16 protein-coding genes and 2 pseudogenes are annotated in these 17910 nt (G+C 65.4%); 10 read left to right on the forward strand and 8 right to left on the reverse strand.

Features of this window, described 5'->3' with window-relative positions:
* Positions 1-173: 173 nt before the first annotated feature.
* Positions 174-398 (forward strand): annotated as a pseudogene (locus tag AB0H61_RS22075) (LD-carboxypeptidase); the annotation flags it as partial.
* Between the two features lie 31 nt (positions 399-429).
* Here AB0H61_RS22075 and AB0H61_RS22080 read toward each other — a convergent pair.
* Positions 430-639: a hypothetical protein gene (locus AB0H61_RS22080; protein WP_357307562.1), complete on the reverse strand. Its 210-nt coding sequence runs from the start codon at positions 637-639 to the stop codon at positions 430-432.
* On the opposite strand from AB0H61_RS22080, the pseudogene AB0H61_RS22085 reads away from it, so the two are divergent.
* A pseudogene (locus AB0H61_RS22085) lies at positions 550-895 on the forward strand (hypothetical protein). The gene AB0H61_RS22080 and the pseudogene AB0H61_RS22085 overlap by 90 nt on opposite strands.
* Before the next feature lie 38 nt (positions 896-933).
* Here AB0H61_RS22085 and AB0H61_RS22090 read toward each other — a convergent pair.
* Positions 934-1113, reverse strand: coding sequence for a hypothetical protein (locus tag AB0H61_RS22090; RefSeq protein ID WP_357307372.1), 180 nt, complete (start codon positions 1111-1113; stop codon positions 934-936).
* 50 nt (positions 1114-1163) lie between these two features.
* Between AB0H61_RS22090 and AB0H61_RS22095 the strand changes: the two genes are divergently transcribed.
* Positions 1164-1844 carry a nucleoside/nucleotide kinase family protein gene (locus AB0H61_RS22095; protein ID WP_357307374.1) on the forward strand — a complete coding sequence of 227 codons (681 nt, stop codon included), beginning with the start codon at positions 1164-1166 and terminating at the stop codon, positions 1842-1844.
* On the opposite strand, the gene AB0H61_RS22100 is transcribed toward AB0H61_RS22095, so the two are convergent.
* Together AB0H61_RS22100 and AB0H61_RS22105 are read right to left on the reverse strand one after the other, a co-directional pair.
* Entirely contained in the window at positions 1825-2706 is an 882-nt protein-coding gene (locus AB0H61_RS22100; RefSeq protein WP_357307376.1) for a PfkB family carbohydrate kinase, read from the reverse strand. The genes AB0H61_RS22095 and AB0H61_RS22100 overlap by 20 nt on opposite strands.
* A gap of 305 nt (positions 2707-3011) precedes the next feature.
* Positions 3012-3491 carry a nitroreductase/quinone reductase family protein gene (locus AB0H61_RS22105; RefSeq protein ID WP_357307378.1) on the reverse strand — a complete coding sequence of 160 codons (480 nt, stop codon included), beginning with the start codon at positions 3489-3491 and terminating at the stop codon, positions 3012-3014.
* Positions 3492-3650: 159 nt separating this feature from the next.
* Between AB0H61_RS22105 and AB0H61_RS22110 the strand changes: the two genes are divergently transcribed.
* Positions 3651-4286: a hypothetical protein gene (locus AB0H61_RS22110; protein ID WP_357307380.1), complete on the forward strand. Its 636-nt coding sequence runs from the start codon at positions 3651-3653 to the stop codon at positions 4284-4286.
* A gap of 79 nt (positions 4287-4365) precedes the next feature.
* Complete coding sequence (locus tag AB0H61_RS22115) at positions 4366-5031, forward strand: hypothetical protein (RefSeq protein WP_357307382.1); 666 nt, start codon at positions 4366-4368, stop codon at positions 5029-5031.
* A gap of 130 nt (positions 5032-5161) precedes the next feature.
* Here the strand turns inward: AB0H61_RS22115 and AB0H61_RS22120 are convergent, their stop codons facing one another.
* Entirely contained in the window at positions 5162-6547 is a 1386-nt protein-coding gene (locus tag AB0H61_RS22120) for a flavin monoamine oxidase family protein (protein WP_357307384.1), read from the reverse strand.
* A 444-nt stretch (positions 6548-6991) separates the two neighbouring features.
* On the opposite strand from AB0H61_RS22120, the gene AB0H61_RS22125 reads away from it, so the two are divergent.
* Together AB0H61_RS22125 and AB0H61_RS22130 are read left to right on the forward strand one after the other, a co-directional pair.
* Positions 6992-7375, forward strand: a complete 384-nt coding sequence (locus tag AB0H61_RS22125) for a VOC family protein (RefSeq protein WP_357307386.1) — start codon at positions 6992-6994, stop codon at positions 7373-7375.
* 165 nt (positions 7376-7540) lie between these two features.
* Positions 7541-7936: a VOC family protein gene (locus AB0H61_RS22130; protein WP_357307388.1), complete on the forward strand. Its 396-nt coding sequence runs from the start codon at positions 7541-7543 to the stop codon at positions 7934-7936.
* Between the two features lie 208 nt (positions 7937-8144).
* Here the strand turns inward: AB0H61_RS22130 and AB0H61_RS22135 are convergent, their stop codons facing one another.
* Positions 8145-8603 carry a hypothetical protein gene (locus tag AB0H61_RS22135; RefSeq protein WP_357307390.1) on the reverse strand — a complete coding sequence of 153 codons (459 nt, stop codon included), beginning with the start codon at positions 8601-8603 and terminating at the stop codon, positions 8145-8147.
* Between AB0H61_RS22135 and AB0H61_RS22140 the strand changes: the two genes are divergently transcribed.
* Together AB0H61_RS22140 and AB0H61_RS22145 are read left to right on the forward strand one after the other, a co-directional pair.
* Positions 8569-10410 (forward strand): HEXXH motif domain-containing protein, encoded by a 1842-nt coding sequence (locus AB0H61_RS22140; RefSeq protein WP_357307392.1) that lies wholly within the window; start codon positions 8569-8571, stop codon positions 10408-10410. The genes AB0H61_RS22135 and AB0H61_RS22140 overlap by 35 nt on opposite strands.
* A 104-nt stretch (positions 10411-10514) precedes the next feature.
* Positions 10515-12719 (forward strand): serine/threonine-protein kinase, encoded by a 2205-nt coding sequence (locus AB0H61_RS22145; RefSeq protein ID WP_357307394.1) that lies wholly within the window; start codon positions 10515-10517, stop codon positions 12717-12719.
* 123 nt (positions 12720-12842) lie between these two features.
* Here AB0H61_RS22145 and AB0H61_RS22150 read toward each other — a convergent pair whose 3' ends face one another.
* A complete protein-coding gene (locus tag AB0H61_RS22150; RefSeq protein WP_357307396.1) occupies positions 12843-13253 on the reverse strand; it encodes a DUF6463 family protein in 411 nt (136 codons plus the stop codon).
* Positions 13254-13355: 102 nt separating this feature from the next.
* The gene (locus tag AB0H61_RS22155) at positions 13356-13937 is read right to left on the reverse strand and encodes a TetR/AcrR family transcriptional regulator (RefSeq protein ID WP_357307398.1); all 582 of its coding nucleotides are present in this window, start codon (positions 13935-13937) and stop codon (positions 13356-13358) included.
* Between the two features lie 1165 nt (positions 13938-15102).
* Here AB0H61_RS22155 and AB0H61_RS22160 point away from each other — a divergent pair.
* Complete coding sequence (locus AB0H61_RS22160; protein ID WP_357307400.1) at positions 15103-17901, forward strand: DUF6603 domain-containing protein; 2799 nt, start codon at positions 15103-15105, stop codon at positions 17899-17901.
* The last annotated feature ends 9 nt before the right edge of the window (positions 17902-17910 follow it).

Here is a 17910-nt window from a genome sequence, read left to right on the forward strand (position 1 = left end):
CGGTCGGTGCCGCGCGGCAAACTTCCCACGCACCCACCAATCTTGTCAATGCCTAGATTAAGACCGTGCAGTGGACAGCGGATCCACGCCGCAGCAATCGATAACCACCTGTCGCCGATCACAGTGCCCACCACTACAGTTGCGCCCGGATCCGCAACCGAGGGGGTTTGGGCATGACTCGATCCAACGAGCTGACGACGTCATCGTGGCCACGGCTACGAGCAGGTGACCACGTCCGACTGGTATCACCAGCCAGCTACCCCGACCCCGCAGCGATCGATGACTACACAAAGATCTTGCAGGACTGGGGTTTTGAAGTCGAAGTGGGTGAGCACGTCCTGGATCGGCGTGGCTACACGGCCGGACGCGACGAAGACCGGCTCGCCGACCTCAACGCCGCCTACGCCGACCCCACGGTCAGGGCGGTGATCACCACCCGTGGTGGCGCCGGCGCTGCACCGCAACCCGCAATTGACCTCGACCGCGGTCGAGGTCGCGGGCCACGCCCGCGGATTCCTGATCGGCGGATCGCTCGGCGCGCTGGCCGGTATGGTCGGCGCCGGCCTGCCCAGCCTGGACGGGGCGATCCTGCTGATCGAGGCCGAACGTCAAATCGGTTTGGGGCAAATCGACCGGCAACTGACCCAGCTGATCCGGAGCGCTCCAGGGCCTACGCGGAATCGCATTGGGCCGATTCCCGGGCTTCGAGGACTACACCGACCGCGGCTGGCACCTCATCGATGTCCTCCAAGACCGGCTCGGCTCACTCGACCTTCCGATCCTCGGCGGACTCGAACTCGGCCATGGACCCGATCCACACGCGGCACCCCTGGGTACGACCGCCGAACTCGACACGCATACAGGCACTCTCACCCTGAGCCCACCCGCATCCTGACCACACCACCGCCATCCCCACCGACCCGGCCGTCCAGTTCACCCGACCCTGGCCCGGGTCCCGGGTGGTAACTGCGCCGCGATCATCAACGCCGAGACCGTGCCCATCCGCATTCCGGTCAGTTCGGCGTCCGGGTGAAGATCACCCAGACCCGGGCGGGCCGGCAACCAGCGTTGCGGCGGGATGGCCACGAAGCGCTGCAAGGGCTCTGAGTACATTTGTCGAAACGTGGCGGTTGGCGATCTGCTACCAGGCAAAGGTTGTACCGATGGACGATGGCGAGGTTTCGCTGAACAACCTGGCCGGCCGGGTTATGGCAGCGGTGCAGCAACGCGGTGTGGATCGCCGCTACGTTGTCGGGATCACCGGCCCTCCCGCCGCTGGCAAATCGACACTGTCGGTAGCGCTCAGCAACGCCATCAACGCGGTCGCTCCGAGCACCGCCGAGATAGCGCCGATGGACGGGTTCCACCTGACCAACGAAGTGCTACGCGCCGAGGGCGCAACCGATCGCAAGGGCGAGCCGGACACCTTCGACATCGAGGGCTTTCTGACTGCGCTGAAGCAACTGCGGAGCACACCGGTGGGCGAACCGGTCTCCTGGCCTGCCTACGAACGCACGCTGCACGATCCGGTACCCGGCGCCATCACGTTTACCAGCCACACCGTGGCGATAGTCGAGGGAAACTACTTGCTCCTGAACGAACCGGGTTGGGGCGAAGTCGCGACTCACCTCGACGACGTGTGGTACCTGGACGCGGGCACCGCGGTGATCGAGCCGCGGCTGCTCGATCGCCACCTGGCCAAAGGTAAATCCCTCGAGCAGGCTCGCCGTAAGGTCACTGACAGCGACTTGCAGAACGCCCGGCTGATCGCCCGAACGCGCGACCGCGCCGATCTGCTGCTTCGCGCCGACAACAGCCATTACGTCATTTCACCAAGTCGCTGATGGCATCGCGCCACCGACGGGTGCCGAAGGAGCGGCACGAGAGGGTCGCGACCGCCGATGCTCGCTCGAGGGAACCGATAAAGCCGTGGCCGATCGCGTGGTAGTGGCAGAAGGCCCCATGCAGAATGTCACCGGCTCCCAGTGTGTCGATCGCGTCGACGGCGGCAACGGCGATGCTGCCGGAACGACTGCCGGTGGAGTAGAGGACCGGATCGGGGCCCCGGGTGATTGCGGCGTGCTCGGGACCTCGGGCGCGGATGTAGTCGAGCAGTTGGACGTCATCGCCGGCGAATCCCGGCGGCCTGAATGCCTCGGAGCAGATCACGATATCCACGAGCGGGAGTAACTGGTCATGCACCGGCTTCCACCTGCCCGCATCGAGCACCACCGGGACTCCGGCGCGGCGCGCACTGTCGACGATCCCGAGTGCGAGGTCGGGGTAGTGGCCGTCGATCAGCAGGTTCGCTCTGCCGTGCACATGGACATCCAGTGCGGCGTCGAAGACGGCAGTGATGCGCGAACCATCGAGGGAGACGATGGTCCGCGATTGCGACTGCCGGGCGACGACAATGGAGGAGACCGGCGGTTCATCGGCGCGGTCGGGGGTTGTGTCGACCACGCGGACGTTGTGGTCGTCGAGGTCGCGGCGCACGATATCGGCGAGGCGGTGGCGCCCCAGCGCGGTGATGAACAGAGGTGATTCGCCGGACAAGATCGCACAAGCGACCGCGGCATTGGCAGCCGGCCCGCCGGCGCCGAGAAATTGGTCTCGCGCTTGGGTTTTGGTGTCCTCGTGGGGGTAGGTGTCGACGGAGTACGCGATATCCAACGTGGACAGTCCCACGAACAATGGCGTGGCCATTTCATATCCTCCCGGGCACAGCGACCATCAGATGTTCCAGCTCGGCCGCCTGGTCGGAGTAGTGGCGAATGTTCACTGAAGCATGGAAGCGATCAACGGCTACGGACGCAAGCTCGGCACGCGCACCGCAGCACCTCACGTGCTCGAGTGGCACCTCGAGGCGGTCGTCACCGAAGGTGGATAATCCGTGGCAGGCAATGGCACACCGAGCCGAAGTGACGAAATCGCCTGGAACGCGGGCATGTTCGCGTGTTGGTGACAGCGACGGACCCAGATGATCCGCTCACCTGCTCGGCGAGGGTAATTCAGACGGACACGATTTCGAAAACCGGATGAGTGTGAGCGTTGTCGATGAATTCCTGCGGCGAGGAGTCCGGGTTCACATCCAGGTACGGCAGTACGAAGAACCGTCGATACAGCGCCACGAAGGGTCGGGGAACGCGCGGTGGCCCCGACACCAGCGACGCGCGGAACACCTCGGCCGCTCGAGCGGCAGGTAACTCCACGGCCGTCACGGTCTCGGTGCGTTTGCCATGGCGCAGGGTTGCCCTCCCCTGTGCCGCACGCAGATTGCGCACCCAGTTGACCGTTCCGTAAGCAGCCACCAGATATCGCCGGTCGCCTTGTTCGAACACTGCCAGCGGCGTCTCGATCACGCGGCCGGTGCGCCGTCCGGGCACGGCGAGGACACGGAAGGTCCACGTTGGCAATCCGGCGCGTATCACCGTCCGCATCCACGCGTTGGACGCCCTGACACCCCACCGTGCTCGATACGGCTTGACCATGGACTCGAGCGTCCACCTGTCCGCGACCGAGGGCAAGGGGTCTTACGCCCCCGATCCCGCTCGAGTCCGTGGATGGCCGGTCGCGGGCCGGGTCAGCTGGTGCGGTTGGGCTGGGCCGATCATCCGGTCACGGGCGATGCCCGATGCGATGATCGGCCGGTGGGTCAGGACATCACACCGCATGTCATCCAGATCATTCAAAGTTCACCTGCTTGGTGGCAAGCATGGCTACCCCTTCTGGGCTCGTGCATCGTCGCAGCGGCAGCCTTCACCGGCGTGCTGGTCAGCAACCGCACGAATCGGAAGGCGATCAGTACCGCGCAATCGAACGTGGAGTTGGCAAACGCCGCGGCCGAACATCGGGAACACGAAAAGTGGCGCCGCGAAACCCTGCTCGTGACCGCGACGAAGGTCCTGAACAGGTCGGCCGAGATCCGCTATCGGATTCAGGTTCCCGGCAACTGGTCCCGTGACCGCAGCAACAGCATTCTGAACAGCCTCAGAGCTGATGTCGAAGCCGTCGGCGCAACCGACGGCGTGTTCGACATCGTATCGAAGAGTCCGATAGGGGTTCAGAGCAAGAATCTCAGGAAGGCGCTCTACGACGCGGTCGCCGCGGCGGGGTCCTTGGAGATGGCACTGCACGGCGACAAGACGTCCCAAGAAGACCGGCGCGCAGCACGCGATGCATTCCGGCGGGCTGTGAACGAGGTCCAGGCCGCAGAGCACTCTTTCATCGCGGCAGTGCGTATCGAGTTGGGTTTCGAACCGATACCCGACTCGCCCGAGTCCTAGACCGGGATCGTCGTCGAGGGCCCGTAAGCGTCGCCCACAAACCTGATGACCTGTCGGAGCACGGCGCTAGTCTGCGAGCATGGTCAGCCCTGATTCGGCACTACGTCGCCTGCTGCGTGAGACAGCAAAGTTGCTACAGCCGTATGGGTTTCACGGATCCGAGCCCACCTGGTCACGGATCGAGCCGGGTGGGGTCGCATCCGTCGGGCGCACCCGGGTTTCCCGCACGTGGATCAGTGGACAGCAGGTGCTCGGATTCGGCTTGCACCTGAGCGCCACACCGACGTCCTGGTGGGAATACGCCAACTGGCGCAATGCGCAGCTGGGCCTATCGCCCACACCGTTGGAAAAGGCCACCGGCCCCGGCCTGATCGACACCCAGACCCTGCCCGACGAGCTGACCGCACCGTGGTCACTGCGGCTCGACCCCGAACAACCGGGCCAGCATGTGCTGCAAACCGACATCGACGCCATCCGCACCGAACTGCCGCGACGCATACACGCTTACGCGCGCAGAGCCTTACGGCTGATAGAGCCGGATCGCTATCTCGACGAGCTGCTGACCCAACCCGACCCGCGGATCGGAACCTGGGAAGCGATCGTCGTCCTGCTCGCCGACCGTGGGCCGGGACCCCGACTCGACGACGCGATCCACCACCTCGGGAAATGCTCCGCCGAACAAGAGATGTCGGCCTACGCGGAAGAGGTCATCGCCTACGCGCGAACCCGAGCTGCACTGGTTTGAACAGCGATGTCGTCCTCTGCCGCGCTGCCGACCGAGCGGCCATACGATCTGCGGCCATGGGCGGATGAACCTCCGCATCGCAGGCCACACCACGCCAGCCGAGCACCGATAGCCCTGTCGCACAATGGTTTCAACGACCGCTCGACCTTCCTCCGGCCGAGGTCACGGTGTCGTGTTCCATTACTTCCCGCGCAGCCCGCTCACCTGAGCGAACGGCTCCATCGACCCAACCGCACATGACCGCAGAGGTCTCGGTTCCGGCCCAGTGGACTCGGCCGCAAGGTTCGCGCAGGGCATGACCGAACTCGGTCAGCACACCGGTTGGCGCGTGACTGAGCATCCCGCCACCGGAGTAGCGTTCGACACTCCAGTTCTGCTCGATGTAGTCGACGGGGGAACCGGCCTTGTCACCGAACCGCTCGACGAGTGCAGCGAGGATCGCCTTCCTCCGCTCGGCCTCGTCGAGTTGTCCGATCTGCCGCGCGATAGGTCCTTCGGTGATGACACACAGAACCCCGGGTCGCCCGGTGTCCGTGCAGGCATCGATGGTGATGGTCGCCGGCGACCCCGGCGCGGCCGACTGTCCGGACAGCCCGTCAGTACGCCAGAACGGTTCGTCGTACACGGCGGCAATTTTGACGATCGAGCCGCTCGGCATCCGCTGATGCAGGAACGATCGATCTACCGGCAGCATCGGCTCGTACAGAATCTGGCTTGCGATCGCCAGGGGAACCGCCACGATCACCCGGCGTGCGCGCACTGTCGAATCGTCGGATCGAACCGTCACCCCCTCGGCGTCCTGATGAATGTGCCGGACGGGCTGCGAAAGATGGATCGAATCGCCGAGCTCGGCCGCTATCGGACCGGAGATGGCGCCCATACCTCCGACTGGTCGAGCATCTTGGGCGCCGTCCTTGACTCCCAGGACGAAGCCGGGCCCACCCCCCGACGCCATCTGGTACAGCACGAAGAGCAGCGACACTTCCGAGGCCGCGGAGGTGTAACACCCGGCGATCGCGGTCTCGAGGAGCTCATGAGCGGGCTTGGACAGAACGCTGTTATCCAGCCAATGCGCCAGGCTGAGCCGATCCCACTTATCGGCATTCTTCGCTGTCCACGGAGCCTCGAGGGGTATCGACTTGCACATATGTCCCAGCTCGAGCAGCACGGCGCCGAGATTCATCGCCGCCCAAGGGCTCATCGTCCACGGGATCATGCCCGAGTAGCGGTGCTGCTTGCCGTCGACCACCATCATGGCTTCGCCGTCGGTGTACTGCTTGTAACTCGGCACCCCGAACTCATTCATCAATGCGTAGATCCGGTCCTGCCCCGGTCCGATCCAGGCGCCACCACGATCGATCCAGCACCCGTCCGCGCGCACCTCGGTGAATGTGCGCCCGCCGAGCCGGTCACGGGCTTCGAGCACCGCCACCGATCGACCCGCCTGTTTCAGCCTCAAGGCGGCCGTCAAACCGGCAAATCCCCCACCAACTACGCAATAGTCGACGTCTGTCATGGAGCGCCGCCCTCGGGTCGAAGTTCTGCGCGGGGCCGCCGTGCGGCCGGACGCACTTCTGCCGCACCCTCGACACACCGGGTGCGGAATCGCCTTCAATCAGGCTCGAGCGTCGAATTATTCAGCAATTCTATAGCAATCCCGGAGCCGAGTCCTCGGCGTCATCGACGGCGGTCATCGAGCCGGATGCGTTCGCCGAGGTCGGCATGGCCGAGCCGGGCGACTCGACCGAGCCGGTGCACCGCCTCGTCCGAGTCGTCCGATCGTCATTTCAGTGGAGGAACGACCGGCGTGAGGAGCATACGACCGGCGCTGGCGACGGATTGCTCGAGTGTCCGCATCGTCATTCCGAGGAGCAGCTTGTTGTCGCGGTTTATCCAGAGCATTTCCGTGGTGGCCAGCTGGAAACCGCCCGCGACCCGCCGCTGGTTAGGGTCTGAGTGTATGAGCTGCCGCCTGTCCGAACTCGTCGTCGACTGCGCCGACCCCGTTGCCCTGTCCCGTTTCTGGTGTGCCGTGCTGGACTATGTCGAGCTGGGCAGGGAGGCAGCGGACGACGGCATCGAGATCGGTCCGCCGTCCGGATTCGGCGGGGCGGCTCCGACGCTGGTGTTCAGCCGGGTCGACGAGCGGAAGACCGCGAAGCTCCGGCTGCACATCGACGTGAACCCGGTCGACCGCGACCAGGACGCCGAACTGGAGCGGCTCCTCTCGCTCGGTGCGCGGCCGGCCGACGTCGAGCAGACCGGCGACGAGTCCTGGCACGTGCTCCAGGATCCCGAGGGCAACGAGTTCTGCCTGCTGCGTCAGCGGTTGCCGGAGCTGTAACCGCCACGACCACGATCCGCTCGATACTTGCGCTTGCTGCCGTGACGGATTCCGTCATATCCGCCCGCCGACGTGTCGAATCCCGGCGGATGCCCGGCAGAGAGGGGCGCAGAGGTGCGGCATCTACCCATACTCGGTTCCACCCGTTCCGAAAAGGAGTGAAAGATGCTGACTGTTCTGCCCATCAGGTACGTCGCGAATGTGGAAGCGTGCCGCAAGTTCTACGCCGGTCTGGGGCTCGTGGTCGATTCGGATGCGAGTCTCGATGTGTGGGTGCAACTTTCGGCTGGCGCCGGGGCGGTCGGGCTGCACGACTTCACGGTGTCGAAGGGACGCCCGGCCGGATCGACCGAACTCGGCTTCGCGACCGACGAGAAGTTGGAAGTGGTCGGGAGCCGGTTGCGCGAGCAGGGCTACGACTACGAGATCGTCGACGAGGACTTCGGGCGCAGCCTGCGGGTCGTCGATCCGGATGGCGTGACAGTCCAGATCCAGGAGATCGACATGGACGTCGCCAAGGCCTCCGCATCGGCACTGTCGGGCAGCTCGAGGGACGAGTAAACACCCGGTCCGATTGGGTTCGGTCCACGATCAGCGCCCTCCGCGGCCGCCGAGGCCGAGCCAGCGCTGTTCGGGGAAAGGGAAGACCCCGAGCCCTTTTCGGCTTACCTGAGGCGCATCGGATGCGCCGAAGAGCTGGTGGCCCCGGGGTCTCCTGTTACCCGTCCAGGTAATCCTCTTCCAGACGCTCCAGCGCCCCTGGCAGTGATCACCCGTGGAGTACCGTGGCGACCTCGGCGCGCATTCGCGATTCGATGTGGCGAATCAATGTGGTCAGGTCGGCGCAATACACCGAGGGATTTCGGAAGCCGTCGCCCTCACGGTATCGCGTGACGTAGGGACCACCGCCGCACACGGTGTGTATCGAGCAGGCGCGGCAGGTGTCGCTGAGCGCGTCCACGCCGATCTGGCACTCCACGATCTCGGGTTCCAGCATTGCCCGGTCGAGCGGATTGTGCTGGTCGGCAGGCAGTTTGGTCGCACCCGAGAACGTCGCCTTCAAGTCGTCGATCTGCGCCACACTGCCGTCGGTTTCGATCACCGCTATTCGGGTGGGACCGAGGCCCCATACCTCCAATTCCACGGTCCCGCCCAGCAGCAGGTCCATGATGTTCTCGAACATTCGGATCCGCGTGTCCAGTTGCGGCGCGCTGCTGCGCACACTCATCGCCGAAACCACGTCGCGCCCCGAAATTGCCGACGCCGCAGGACTTTCCCTTGCCTACCAGACGCTGGCCGAACTGCAACGATCCCACCCGGCCGAGGTCGTGACGTTACTGTCGTACCCGCACGTCGGCACGTGGCTCGCCCAGGTCCCGCAGCGCCTTGACGCCGAGCCCGACGACGCGCCGACCCCACTGTGGGCCGACTGCGGCTACCTGGGCTGGCTCGCCGCGGCAGGCGGCATTGCCTGTCTACCCGAAGGTTCCATCAACGTCGTAGTGCGGAACGGCGTGGTGATGTTGCCCGGGATCGGCAGGGCCGAGCTCGGCCCTGCCGAGGACAACGGGCACTGCGAACTGCACCGGACACAAGACGGCGCACTCCGCTTCACCCGGGGCACCAGCACAGTTCTCGTCCCGTCCCGGGATGACGAGTCCGATCCCGCCTGGCTGCCGCTGCGGCGATTGCGGGGGGCGGATGCGGAACGGGAGGTGTTCCTGGACGACCTGGACCCGTTCCGGCACTTGCTGGACGGTCAGCGGCCACCCCGGCTCACGACCGCCCAAACCCGCACGTGGCAGCAGGATTTCGCGGCGGCCTGGGAACTACTGCGCCGCGACTTCGACCGGTACCCCGTGCCGATGCGCAGTTGCCTGCAGTCTTTGGCACCGCTGAGCGCACAACCGCTCGCGGCGAGCACGAGCCACACCGCATTCAACGGAGTCGGCTGCGTCTACACCACGGCCCCCGCGGACCCATTCCAGCCGGCGCTGACGCTGATCCACGAGGTCCAGCACACGAAGTTCACGCTGCTGACCGATCAGATCGTGCTGTTCGATCCCGATCCGGTGTGCCGCTTCTACGCGCCGTGGCGCGACGACCCGCGTCCGATCATGGGCCTGCTGCACGGGATCTACGCGTTCTTCGGAGTCACCGACTTCTGGCGAATACATCGTCGCGCCGACTGCCACCGATCGATGCAGGCGAACGTCGATTTCGAATTGTGGCGTCTGCAGGTGGAAGGTGCCGTGGCCCAGGCATCGGCCTCTAGCCTGCTCACCGAGGCGGGTTCGCATTTCCTGAACGCGCTCATTGAGGAAATGTGCCCCTGGGGTGAGGAGGACGTGCCCACGGCGGTCAGGGTCGCCGCGTCCGAGGTGGCGATAGCGCATCGGACGTTCTGGCAGGTGCGGAACCTGACACCGGACATCGGCCGCATCGCCGAGCTGGCCACGTGCTGGATCGCGCAGGCGCCAGGGCCCGACGTCCTGCCGCCCGCGGATCAGGTGGACCAGAGGGCCGTGCCGAACGACCGTCGCCGCCTGCACCTTCCAGCGCAGCTGAAGCTGCTGGACACGCCGCGGCCGAAGCTCTGTCGACCCCCGAGCAGCCGCGCGGCGACCGGTCCTATCTGGCGGGTGACCTGGCCGCGGCGGTCGCGCTGTACACCGAGGAGCTGCACGTCGACCCGCTCCGGCCACGGTTGTGGGCGGGCTTGGCACTGGCGTTGCCGAAGCTCCACCCGGACGATGACTTCAGCATTCTCGATGACAGGGCCGAGGTCGCCGCCCACCTGTGCCAGGTACTGCTGGCGGATGCCGAAGGTGTCGAGATCGTCGATGTGGTGCGGTGGTTGTCGAGGTATCCGCGCGCTCATGGGTAGATCGGGAATCCACACCAGCCGGAACGCTGCCCAGAACTCGATTAGCCCACAGATTGCCCGCCGCTCCCAGACGCGCGTCTACACAGCTCCCCCGCGGCCGATCCCCACTGTTGCCGCCCATGCGCTCGCATCAGAGCGATACCCTTGAGCTGGGAGGTTCAGCAGAAGGGAGACAGTGTGGGGCGATTACGACATAGGGCCGCATCGCAGGTAGCCGCCGCGTGACCGCCTCGGGCTGATATCGAGCTACCGATGTACGAGCCGATCGATTCAGCTGAACGAACCCGCACAGCGCTTGCCACCGTCGTGGCACAGTTTTCAGAGGCTTGGGCGTCCGGGTCCCCACCCGACCTGTCCGCGTACCTACCCCGGGACCCGGGTGAGCGTCGTTCGATCCTGATCGAACTGATCAAAGTCGACCTCGAGAATCGCTGGCTTCGCCATCACTTTCCCAAACGCCTCGTCGAATACCGTGCGGAATTCCCGGAGCTGCAAGACGGTCCGCTTCCCGCCGAGCTGGTCTATGAAGAATTCCACGCCTTGCGCCGCGGTGAGCACACCGAAGAGGCGGCGATCGCGGTCGCGGAGGTCACCGCCACGCAGGCCGGCCCCGGGCTCGCAGAGTTCACGAGCGACTATCACAGTACGATGATCGCTCGTCCGAGCGCCCAAATCGCTCTCGACTCCATCGACGTCGGCGATCGTGTCGACGATTTCGACCTCCTGATGAGGATCGGGGCCGGCGCGTTCGCCCAGGTGTTTCTCGCACGGCAACAATCAATGCAGCGCCTGGTCGCGGTCAAGATTTCCCATAATCACGGCAGCGAACCGGAGACCCTCGCCCAACTGGACCACGATTACATCGTGCGCATCTTCGACCAGCGACTCATCGCCGATGGCGAGCTGAAGCTGCTCTACATGCAATACCTACCGGGGGGAACACTGCTCGATGTGCTGCGCTTATCTCGTTCGACCCCTGCGGAACAGCGCAGTGGGCAGCTGTTACTCGACGCCATCGACGAGGTACTCGCCGATAAGGGTGAGGTTCGGCCCACAGAATCAGCTATTCGGGCCCGGACCGCCGCACTGACGTGGCCGGAGACCGTCGCCTGGCTGGGCCGCCGACTCGCGGACGCACTCGAGCACGCGTCCGAACGAGGGGTGTTGCATCGGGACATCAAACCCGCGAACGTACTGCTGAGCGCCGAGGGAATTCCGAAGTTGGCCGACTTCAACGTCAGCTTCAGCGCACGTATCAAGGGCACGAATCCCCTGGCGTACTTCGGCGGGTCACTGGCGTACATGTCGCCCGAACAGCTAGAAGCCTGCCATCCAGATCTGGCGACGACCGCCGCCGACCTCGACACTCGAAGCGATATCTACGCACTGGCCGTCATGCTGTGGGAGCTGCTCACCGGACGGCGCCCGTTCGCGGACGAAACATCCGCGGGCGAGTCGGAGACGTCGCTGGCCCGCATGCTCGAACTGCGACGCAGACCCGTCGAGTCGACGTTCCTGTCGGAGCTGCCGCCGGATTGCCCCATGGCGCTGCGCCGAGTCTTACTGAAATGTCTGTCGCCCGACCGCGAAGACCGCTACTCGTGCGGTTCGGAGTTGGCCCAGCAGCTCGACCTGTGTCTCGAGGCGAGGGCCCGTGATCTCGTCTATCCGCCGCCGGACAGTTGGCGGGCACGACTTTCGCGATGGCCCACCCCCATCCTGTGGTTGTCTTCGGTGGTCGGCGTCAGCCTAGCTACGGTCTATATGGCTGTACACCTTCAGGAACTGATGCGCGAACGCCTGCCCGATGCCACCAATACGCAGCTCGACCGGGGCATCATCATTTTCAACCTCTGTGCCTGGCCGCTGGCCGTCGTGATCTACGCATATATGTCGCGTGATTTGCTCGCGGTTTCCCGCGGCTTGCGTCATGGCAATCGCTATGACGAAGCAACGCTGGCGCGGGTGCGGTCGCGAACACTACTGTGGGGCGACCGGGTTGCGATGCTGACACTTACCTTCGCACTGTGCGCAACCGTCACGGGGGTAATGCTGCTTCACTGGTTTACCGACTTTCCGGCGCGGCTGCTGGTCCATGCGGCGACAACCGTTCTGGTGGCGGGCACCATCTCCGTTGCGTACACATTCTTCCTTTCGACGTTCTACATCGCCCGCTGTGTCTATCCCATCTATTTGCGCCACAGCCGCACAACGGCGCACGACTTCGCCGATCTTCGCGCAATGCGTCGAAGAACCACGGTCTATCTCGCGGTAACGGCGTCGGTGCCGCTGCTTGCGGTGCTGGCCGGATTCACCGCACTCGAACCCGCGGAGCTTCCGCTCGTGCGCGATTCGGTGCTGGGATTGTGCGTGGCGGCCGGTCTCGCATTCGCCGGCGTCTATTGGTTGTTCAGGACGCTGGATGCAGACCTGCGCGCGCTCCAGCGCGTGGTCTGATACGTCCGCCTGGGCGGCGACATGCTCGATCGGACGAGACACGCGGCGCTGCCGTAATTCAACAGTGGATGTCGGAATTCGTGGCCGAATCGGCCGGAGCGGAACGGAAATCCGGCGAAGTGCCTACTGACCTTGTCGACCGGTGGCGAGTTCGCTGTTCGAGCGGCGTGCGGCGGCCAGCGCGACCGCCCCGATGGCCAGCATCAGCCACCCGCCGGTGACCGGAAAATAGATGACGGTCAAGGGAATTCCGATCGCGATCAGGTACCACCCGACGTGCGCCGGTACCCGGCCGGTGGTGGCGAGGGCGTTGCGTGTGAGCGTGCCGATGGCCAGCATCGCGATTCCGCCGATCATGAACCACACGGTGGCGTCGCGTGCGAAGTAGTCGGGGTCGTCGACGTCGGCGGCGGTCGCCAGGAAACCTTCGCCCGCGATGCCTGCCCAATCGTTGGGCTGGATGAACGCGTATACGAAGTGGATGGCCGCCGTCGCGAAGATCAGACGTGGTACCCAGGGGGCGAGCGCGGGCATCAGTTCTCCTTCTCGGTCACCAATCGCAGAATCAGTGGGTAGATATCGGCGATGTCTTGCGCGGGTAGGGGTGGAATCACCTGCTGCACGCCGACCGGGCTCCTACCCGAGGAGAGTGGCGTCCAGCAGCGCGCCCAGCTTGTCCACCGCGTGGTCCATCCGGATCCGCTCCGGCGCCATCGCCGCTTGCAGGTGTATCCCGATGGCAGCGCCGACAAGGATGACGGCCAAGTCGTCGGCGGTCACCGCATCCGGTAGCCGGACGAAGGCATTGATCCACCGTTTGGCCGCATCGCGAAGCCGGTCGTGCAGTGCCACGTACCTGTCATGAATCGGCGACTGCGGGTCCACCGCTTCGACATAGAGCGCGACGAAGAGCAGCGACGTGCGCACCATCGATGACCGCTTCGTCTGAACGACGAAGTCGTCGGGCCTTGGAGCGCGAGTCGAATCGGCGTCGTCGGATCCTTCGAGCAGCGCCTCCGAGGCGTGGTCGAGCACGGCGACCAGCAACCCGTCCTTGTTGCCGAAGTGCCAGGGAATGGACCCCCGGCTGATGCCGGATCGTTCGGCGACATCAGCGAAAGTCGTTTGCTGATAGCCCTTTTCGACAAACAAGGCAGTGGCGGCCACGATCAGCATATTCCTGCTCTCACGCGTGGTTTCGGCGCGTCGATCGGCCACTTCGGTCCTTTCCTCAGCCGGTCATCGTGCCTCCGATCCTAGATGTTCGACCGCTGACTAGCCATAGAACACATTCTATGTTATCCAACATAGAACGCCGGAGGTAGCCATGAAGTGGGTGACCTACAACACGCAGGAGGGCGATCGCGTCGGCGTCGTCAGATGCCGCATTGTGCGAACGTGACATCGCCGAACGGATCAAGGCCGCGGCCGACTGATTAGACCGATCGGCGGCATGTGCGGATATTCGGGAGTTGCCGCAGTTATTGGCCGTAAGAGAGCCGTAGATCAGCGAAGAGCAGTTGGTTGAGCCGCCACCGAAGGTGTCCGGTCTTGCTTTGGTCCGGGGCTTCGTCCGGAGTCAGCAAGGTGAACCTAAGCAAGGTCTCTCCACCCCGAACAGTCGTGAGCTCGAAGTGCACCTGGTCATCGGGTCTGCTCCGCCATAGTGATGACCACACGACTCTGGTGGGTTCTTCTGCCTCCAGGATTCTGGGTTCGACTTCATCGGGTAGCAAGTTGAGCCAGGGCCGAGCTTGTGGCCGATGAGGCTCTGTGAGCGACTGCCAGACGACGAATGGAGGTGCCGGCAACTTGCGCGCCCTCGAACCGATCTCGATCACGCCAGAAGCGTAAGGGAGCTGGCGGCCGCGTCCAGAATGGTCGGCGCGGTAACCGACCGAAGGCCCCCTTCATCCCGCCAGACCGACTGGAGGTGACCTTCATTCACCCGACCTGGGTGCCCGGTGAACCGACCGAGGGTGACCTACAGTGCGGTGGGCCGACTGACGGTGACCTTCGGTCGGATTGCGTGTCCAACCTTTGTGGACGCGGCACCAGGTCGGCGATTCTCCACCTACTTCGGCCAAGACCCGCTTTCGACGTCGATTTCGTCTATCCGGCAGTTCGAGATGTCTCATCAGCGGTCATCGGCGCGTTGCGCCCCCGCTGCGGCATTCGCCATTTTCGGCGGCAATTCAGCGATAGTTCTTCCCATATATTTGGCTTCCGTACGGCCGTCGCACGAAAGTGCGGAATAGCTCACGAAACCGCTTGGTGCACAGCGGCAATTGCGAATCGTCACCAACCCCAGATGACTAGCCCTACGCTGAACGCGAGCAGTCCACTCGGGCCGCGAGTGGGCGCCGGAGGAGGAGGGGTATTCGTGACGGTCCGAATCCAGTGGCTCCATAAACTTCTCGACGAATCAAACGGGGAATCGGTCGAAATTCCGATCGATTCGTTCGGTTTCGGCGACGGCTTGCGCGCGCTGTTTCCCGACGGCGCTCTGCAATTCTCGGCGGGAATCGAGACCGGTGACGGGAGCGCGCGGGTGTCCTACGCCGACCAACCCGCTTCTGTGCGGCTCAGCCGCGCGCGCGACGGCGCGGACATCGCGCTCGATGTCCAGCTCCCCGGGGCGGGAGCGTCGGCGCAACTGCTGGCCCGGTGCGCCGGGTTCGAGTTGCCCAACCTGCCGTGCGGCCCGTCCGACACGCTCACGCTGCGCCTCGATGAGCATGCGGGCACGACGGTGCGGGCGACCGGCGCAGGCGTGGCAGTAGTGCTGCGGGAGAACGGTGAGCGCATGTTCACCGCGGGCGCCGACGGCTGGCAGGTGATCTGCACCGACAGGCCGCTGCCTGCCGCCCGGCTGGCCGAGCTGGCAGTTGTGGAGAGCGAAGGTCTTTCGCGCGCCCTGCTACCCGACCCGTTCGCCGACGAGCTGCCGCCCGGGGCCTGGTTGCTGCTGCCGAAGCCCGGCCCCCAGCCACGCCGCTTTCTGGTGCGGCTGGAAACCCCGCGTCCCGAGACTTCGACGGATCCCTCCCGGCTGGACGGGCTCGGGCGACCGATGCCCCCGGCCTCGACTCACGTTCGGCGCACCGGTTCGCCGTACCGCCCGGTGCGCGCGGTGGCGACCAGCGACGGCTTCGCTCTGCTGGCAGGTACCAGGTCGTCGTCCGAGCGGGGCAACGGCCGGTTCGGGTTGACGCTCAGTGAGGACGGCGCCGTCGCGAGTCTCGCCCTGGACTACAACCCCCTGCACATCGTCGGCGAACTCGGTGTGACGCAGGCGGAATCCCCATACAAGACGGTCGTCGGCGGCGTGCTGATGTTCTCGTTCAAGGGCGGGAAGTCGGGCATATACGGCACCGGCATGGGCGCGTACGTGGTCCCGGAGTCCGGTACCGCCGAGCCCTCCTTCTTCGGCTACGCCGGCATCGGCGGCAATCCCGGCATCGGCATCCCGGCGCTGCGACTGACCGGCGTGTCGGTGGGGTTCGGATGGAACAGCCGCATCCGAGTACCCGAGGTCGCGCAGGTCGCGAACTTCCCGTTCGTCAAAGCGCTGGCCGATCCGGGTTCGATCGGCGCGGGGTCCGGTAAGCCCGTCTCGGTGCTGCGCACCCTCATAGGCGGAGACAACCCGTGGATCTCGCCAAGGGAGGACGAGCTCTGGGTGGCGGCCGGGCTCGGCTTCACCCTCGCCGAATTCGTCTCGGGCCGCGCGATGGCGATCGTGCAGGTCGGTGACGAGTTCACCGTCGCTCTGCTCGGCACCGCGGCCGCGGAATTCCCCAAGGGGGGCGGCCGGAAACTGGCCCGCGTAGCGGCGAATCTGCAGGCGGTGCTCAAACCCGGCGAGGGCGAGATGGGCTTCGCCATGGCGCTCGCCCCGAACTCGTTCGTCCTCGACCCGAACTGCCGGTTGCAGGGCGGCGTGGCGTTCCGCACTTGGTTCGGGCCGAGCCCGCACGCGGGCGACTTCGTCTACACCGTGGGTGGATACCACAAGAACTACCGTGCCCCGCAGCGGTATCCGTCGGTGCCGCGGGTCGGTTTCGACTGGGATCTGACCGGCGCGGTCACTATCTCCGGCAAGGCGTACCTGGCGTTCACCCCGGGTGCCGCGATGGCAGGCGGGCAGCTGGCCGTGCGTTTCCACGCGGGCCCGGTCCGCGCCTGGTGTGATGCGAAGATGGACGCCCTCGTCCAGTGGAACCCCTTCTACTTCGACGTCGGCATCCGGGTGTCGATGGGTGTATCCGCCTCGGTGAAGATCATCTTCGTCCGAATCACCATCACCGTGGAAGTCGGTGTCGGACTGACGGTTTGGGGACCGCCCACCGGCGGCCGGGCCAAGGTGAAGCTGTGGTTCATCTCGTTCACCATCAATTTCGGCAACGGACGCGCCGGGGCGAGCAACGATCTGGACTGGGCCGGGTTCTCCGCCATGCTGCCGCCCGCAGGCAACAACGTACGTGTCCTGCCGCAGGCCGGGCTGCTCATGGACAAGAACCGCGAGACCGGCGGAGACGGCTCGTGGGAGGTGTCGGCCAACGGATTCACCTTCGACACCGACACCACCGTGCCGCTCACCAAGGTGTACCTCGGCACGTCGAGCACCACCGTCGAGAACGGCAGTCCCGTCGACCTGCGGCCGACCGCATGGCGCGGTGTGACCAGCACCCAGCGGGTGAAGTTGAAGCGGGGCGATACGGACCTCGACCTCGGGCAGTGGACCCGCAGCCGCCGGATGGCGACGGTGTCGGCCGAGCTGTGGGGTTCCGGCAGCACTGGCGACCTGCCCGCCGGAGACGACCACCTGGTGAAGAACCAGCTGCTCGGCGTCCAATTCACCTCGCCCGCACCGCGATACGGCACGTCCACCGGATTCATCGACGAGGAGGCGCTCGATTTCGACACCGTCGCGCCCGACGGCAGTCAGCCACTCGACCCCGCGGCGGGCCCGGTCGGGGCCGTGCCGCAGCGGCCGGGGAGCGTCATCTCCACCATCGCGAGCACGGTCGCCGCCTCGGCGCAGGCCGATGCTCGCCGCCGCTTGGCCGGGCAGCTGGCCGCACTCGGCTTCGACTTGGGTGAGGTTGACAGCGACCTGTCGGCCTACGCCCGCGCCTGCCAGACGGCCTTCACGGCCGAACCGATGCTCGTCGGCTGAGAGAAGAGG

The organism is Nocardia sp. NPDC050710 (assembly GCF_040654375.1).
In the GTDB taxonomy this organism is placed as follows: Bacteria; Actinomycetota; Actinomycetes; order Mycobacteriales; family Mycobacteriaceae; genus Nocardia.

What these genes read in the sequence shown, in the direction of transcription:
- AB0H61_RS22090 (WP_357307372.1), bottom strand. Translation starts at nt 1,113, where the DNA reads ATGTACTCAGAGCCCTTGCAGCGCTTCGTGGCCATCCCGCCGCAACGC.
- AB0H61_RS22095 (WP_357307374.1), top strand. Translation starts at nt 1,164, where the DNA reads ATGGACGATGGCGAGGTTTCGCTGAACAACCTGGCCGGCCGGGTTATG.
- AB0H61_RS22100 (WP_357307376.1), bottom strand. Translation starts at nt 2,706, where the DNA reads ATGGCCACGCCATTGTTCGTGGGACTGTCCACGTTGGATATCGCGTAC.
- AB0H61_RS22105 (WP_357307378.1), bottom strand. Translation starts at nt 3,491, where the DNA reads ATGGTCAAGCCGTATCGAGCACGGTGGGGTGTCAGGGCGTCCAACGCG.
- AB0H61_RS22115 (WP_357307382.1), top strand. Translation starts at nt 4,366, where the DNA reads ATGGTCAGCCCTGATTCGGCACTACGTCGCCTGCTGCGTGAGACAGCA.
- AB0H61_RS22120 (WP_357307384.1), bottom strand. Translation starts at nt 6,547, where the DNA reads ATGACAGACGTCGACTATTGCGTAGTTGGTGGGGGATTTGCCGGTTTG.
- AB0H61_RS22125 (WP_357307386.1), top strand. Translation starts at nt 6,992, where the DNA reads ATGAGCTGCCGCCTGTCCGAACTCGTCGTCGACTGCGCCGACCCCGTT.
- AB0H61_RS22130 (WP_357307388.1), top strand. Translation starts at nt 7,541, where the DNA reads ATGCTGACTGTTCTGCCCATCAGGTACGTCGCGAATGTGGAAGCGTGC.
- AB0H61_RS22135 (WP_357307390.1), bottom strand. Translation starts at nt 8,603, where the DNA reads ATGAGTGTGCGCAGCAGCGCGCCGCAACTGGACACGCGGATCCGAATG.
- AB0H61_RS22145 (WP_357307394.1), top strand. Translation starts at nt 10,515, where the DNA reads ATGTACGAGCCGATCGATTCAGCTGAACGAACCCGCACAGCGCTTGCC.
- AB0H61_RS22150 (WP_357307396.1), bottom strand. Translation starts at nt 13,253, where the DNA reads ATGCCCGCGCTCGCCCCCTGGGTACCACGTCTGATCTTCGCGACGGCG.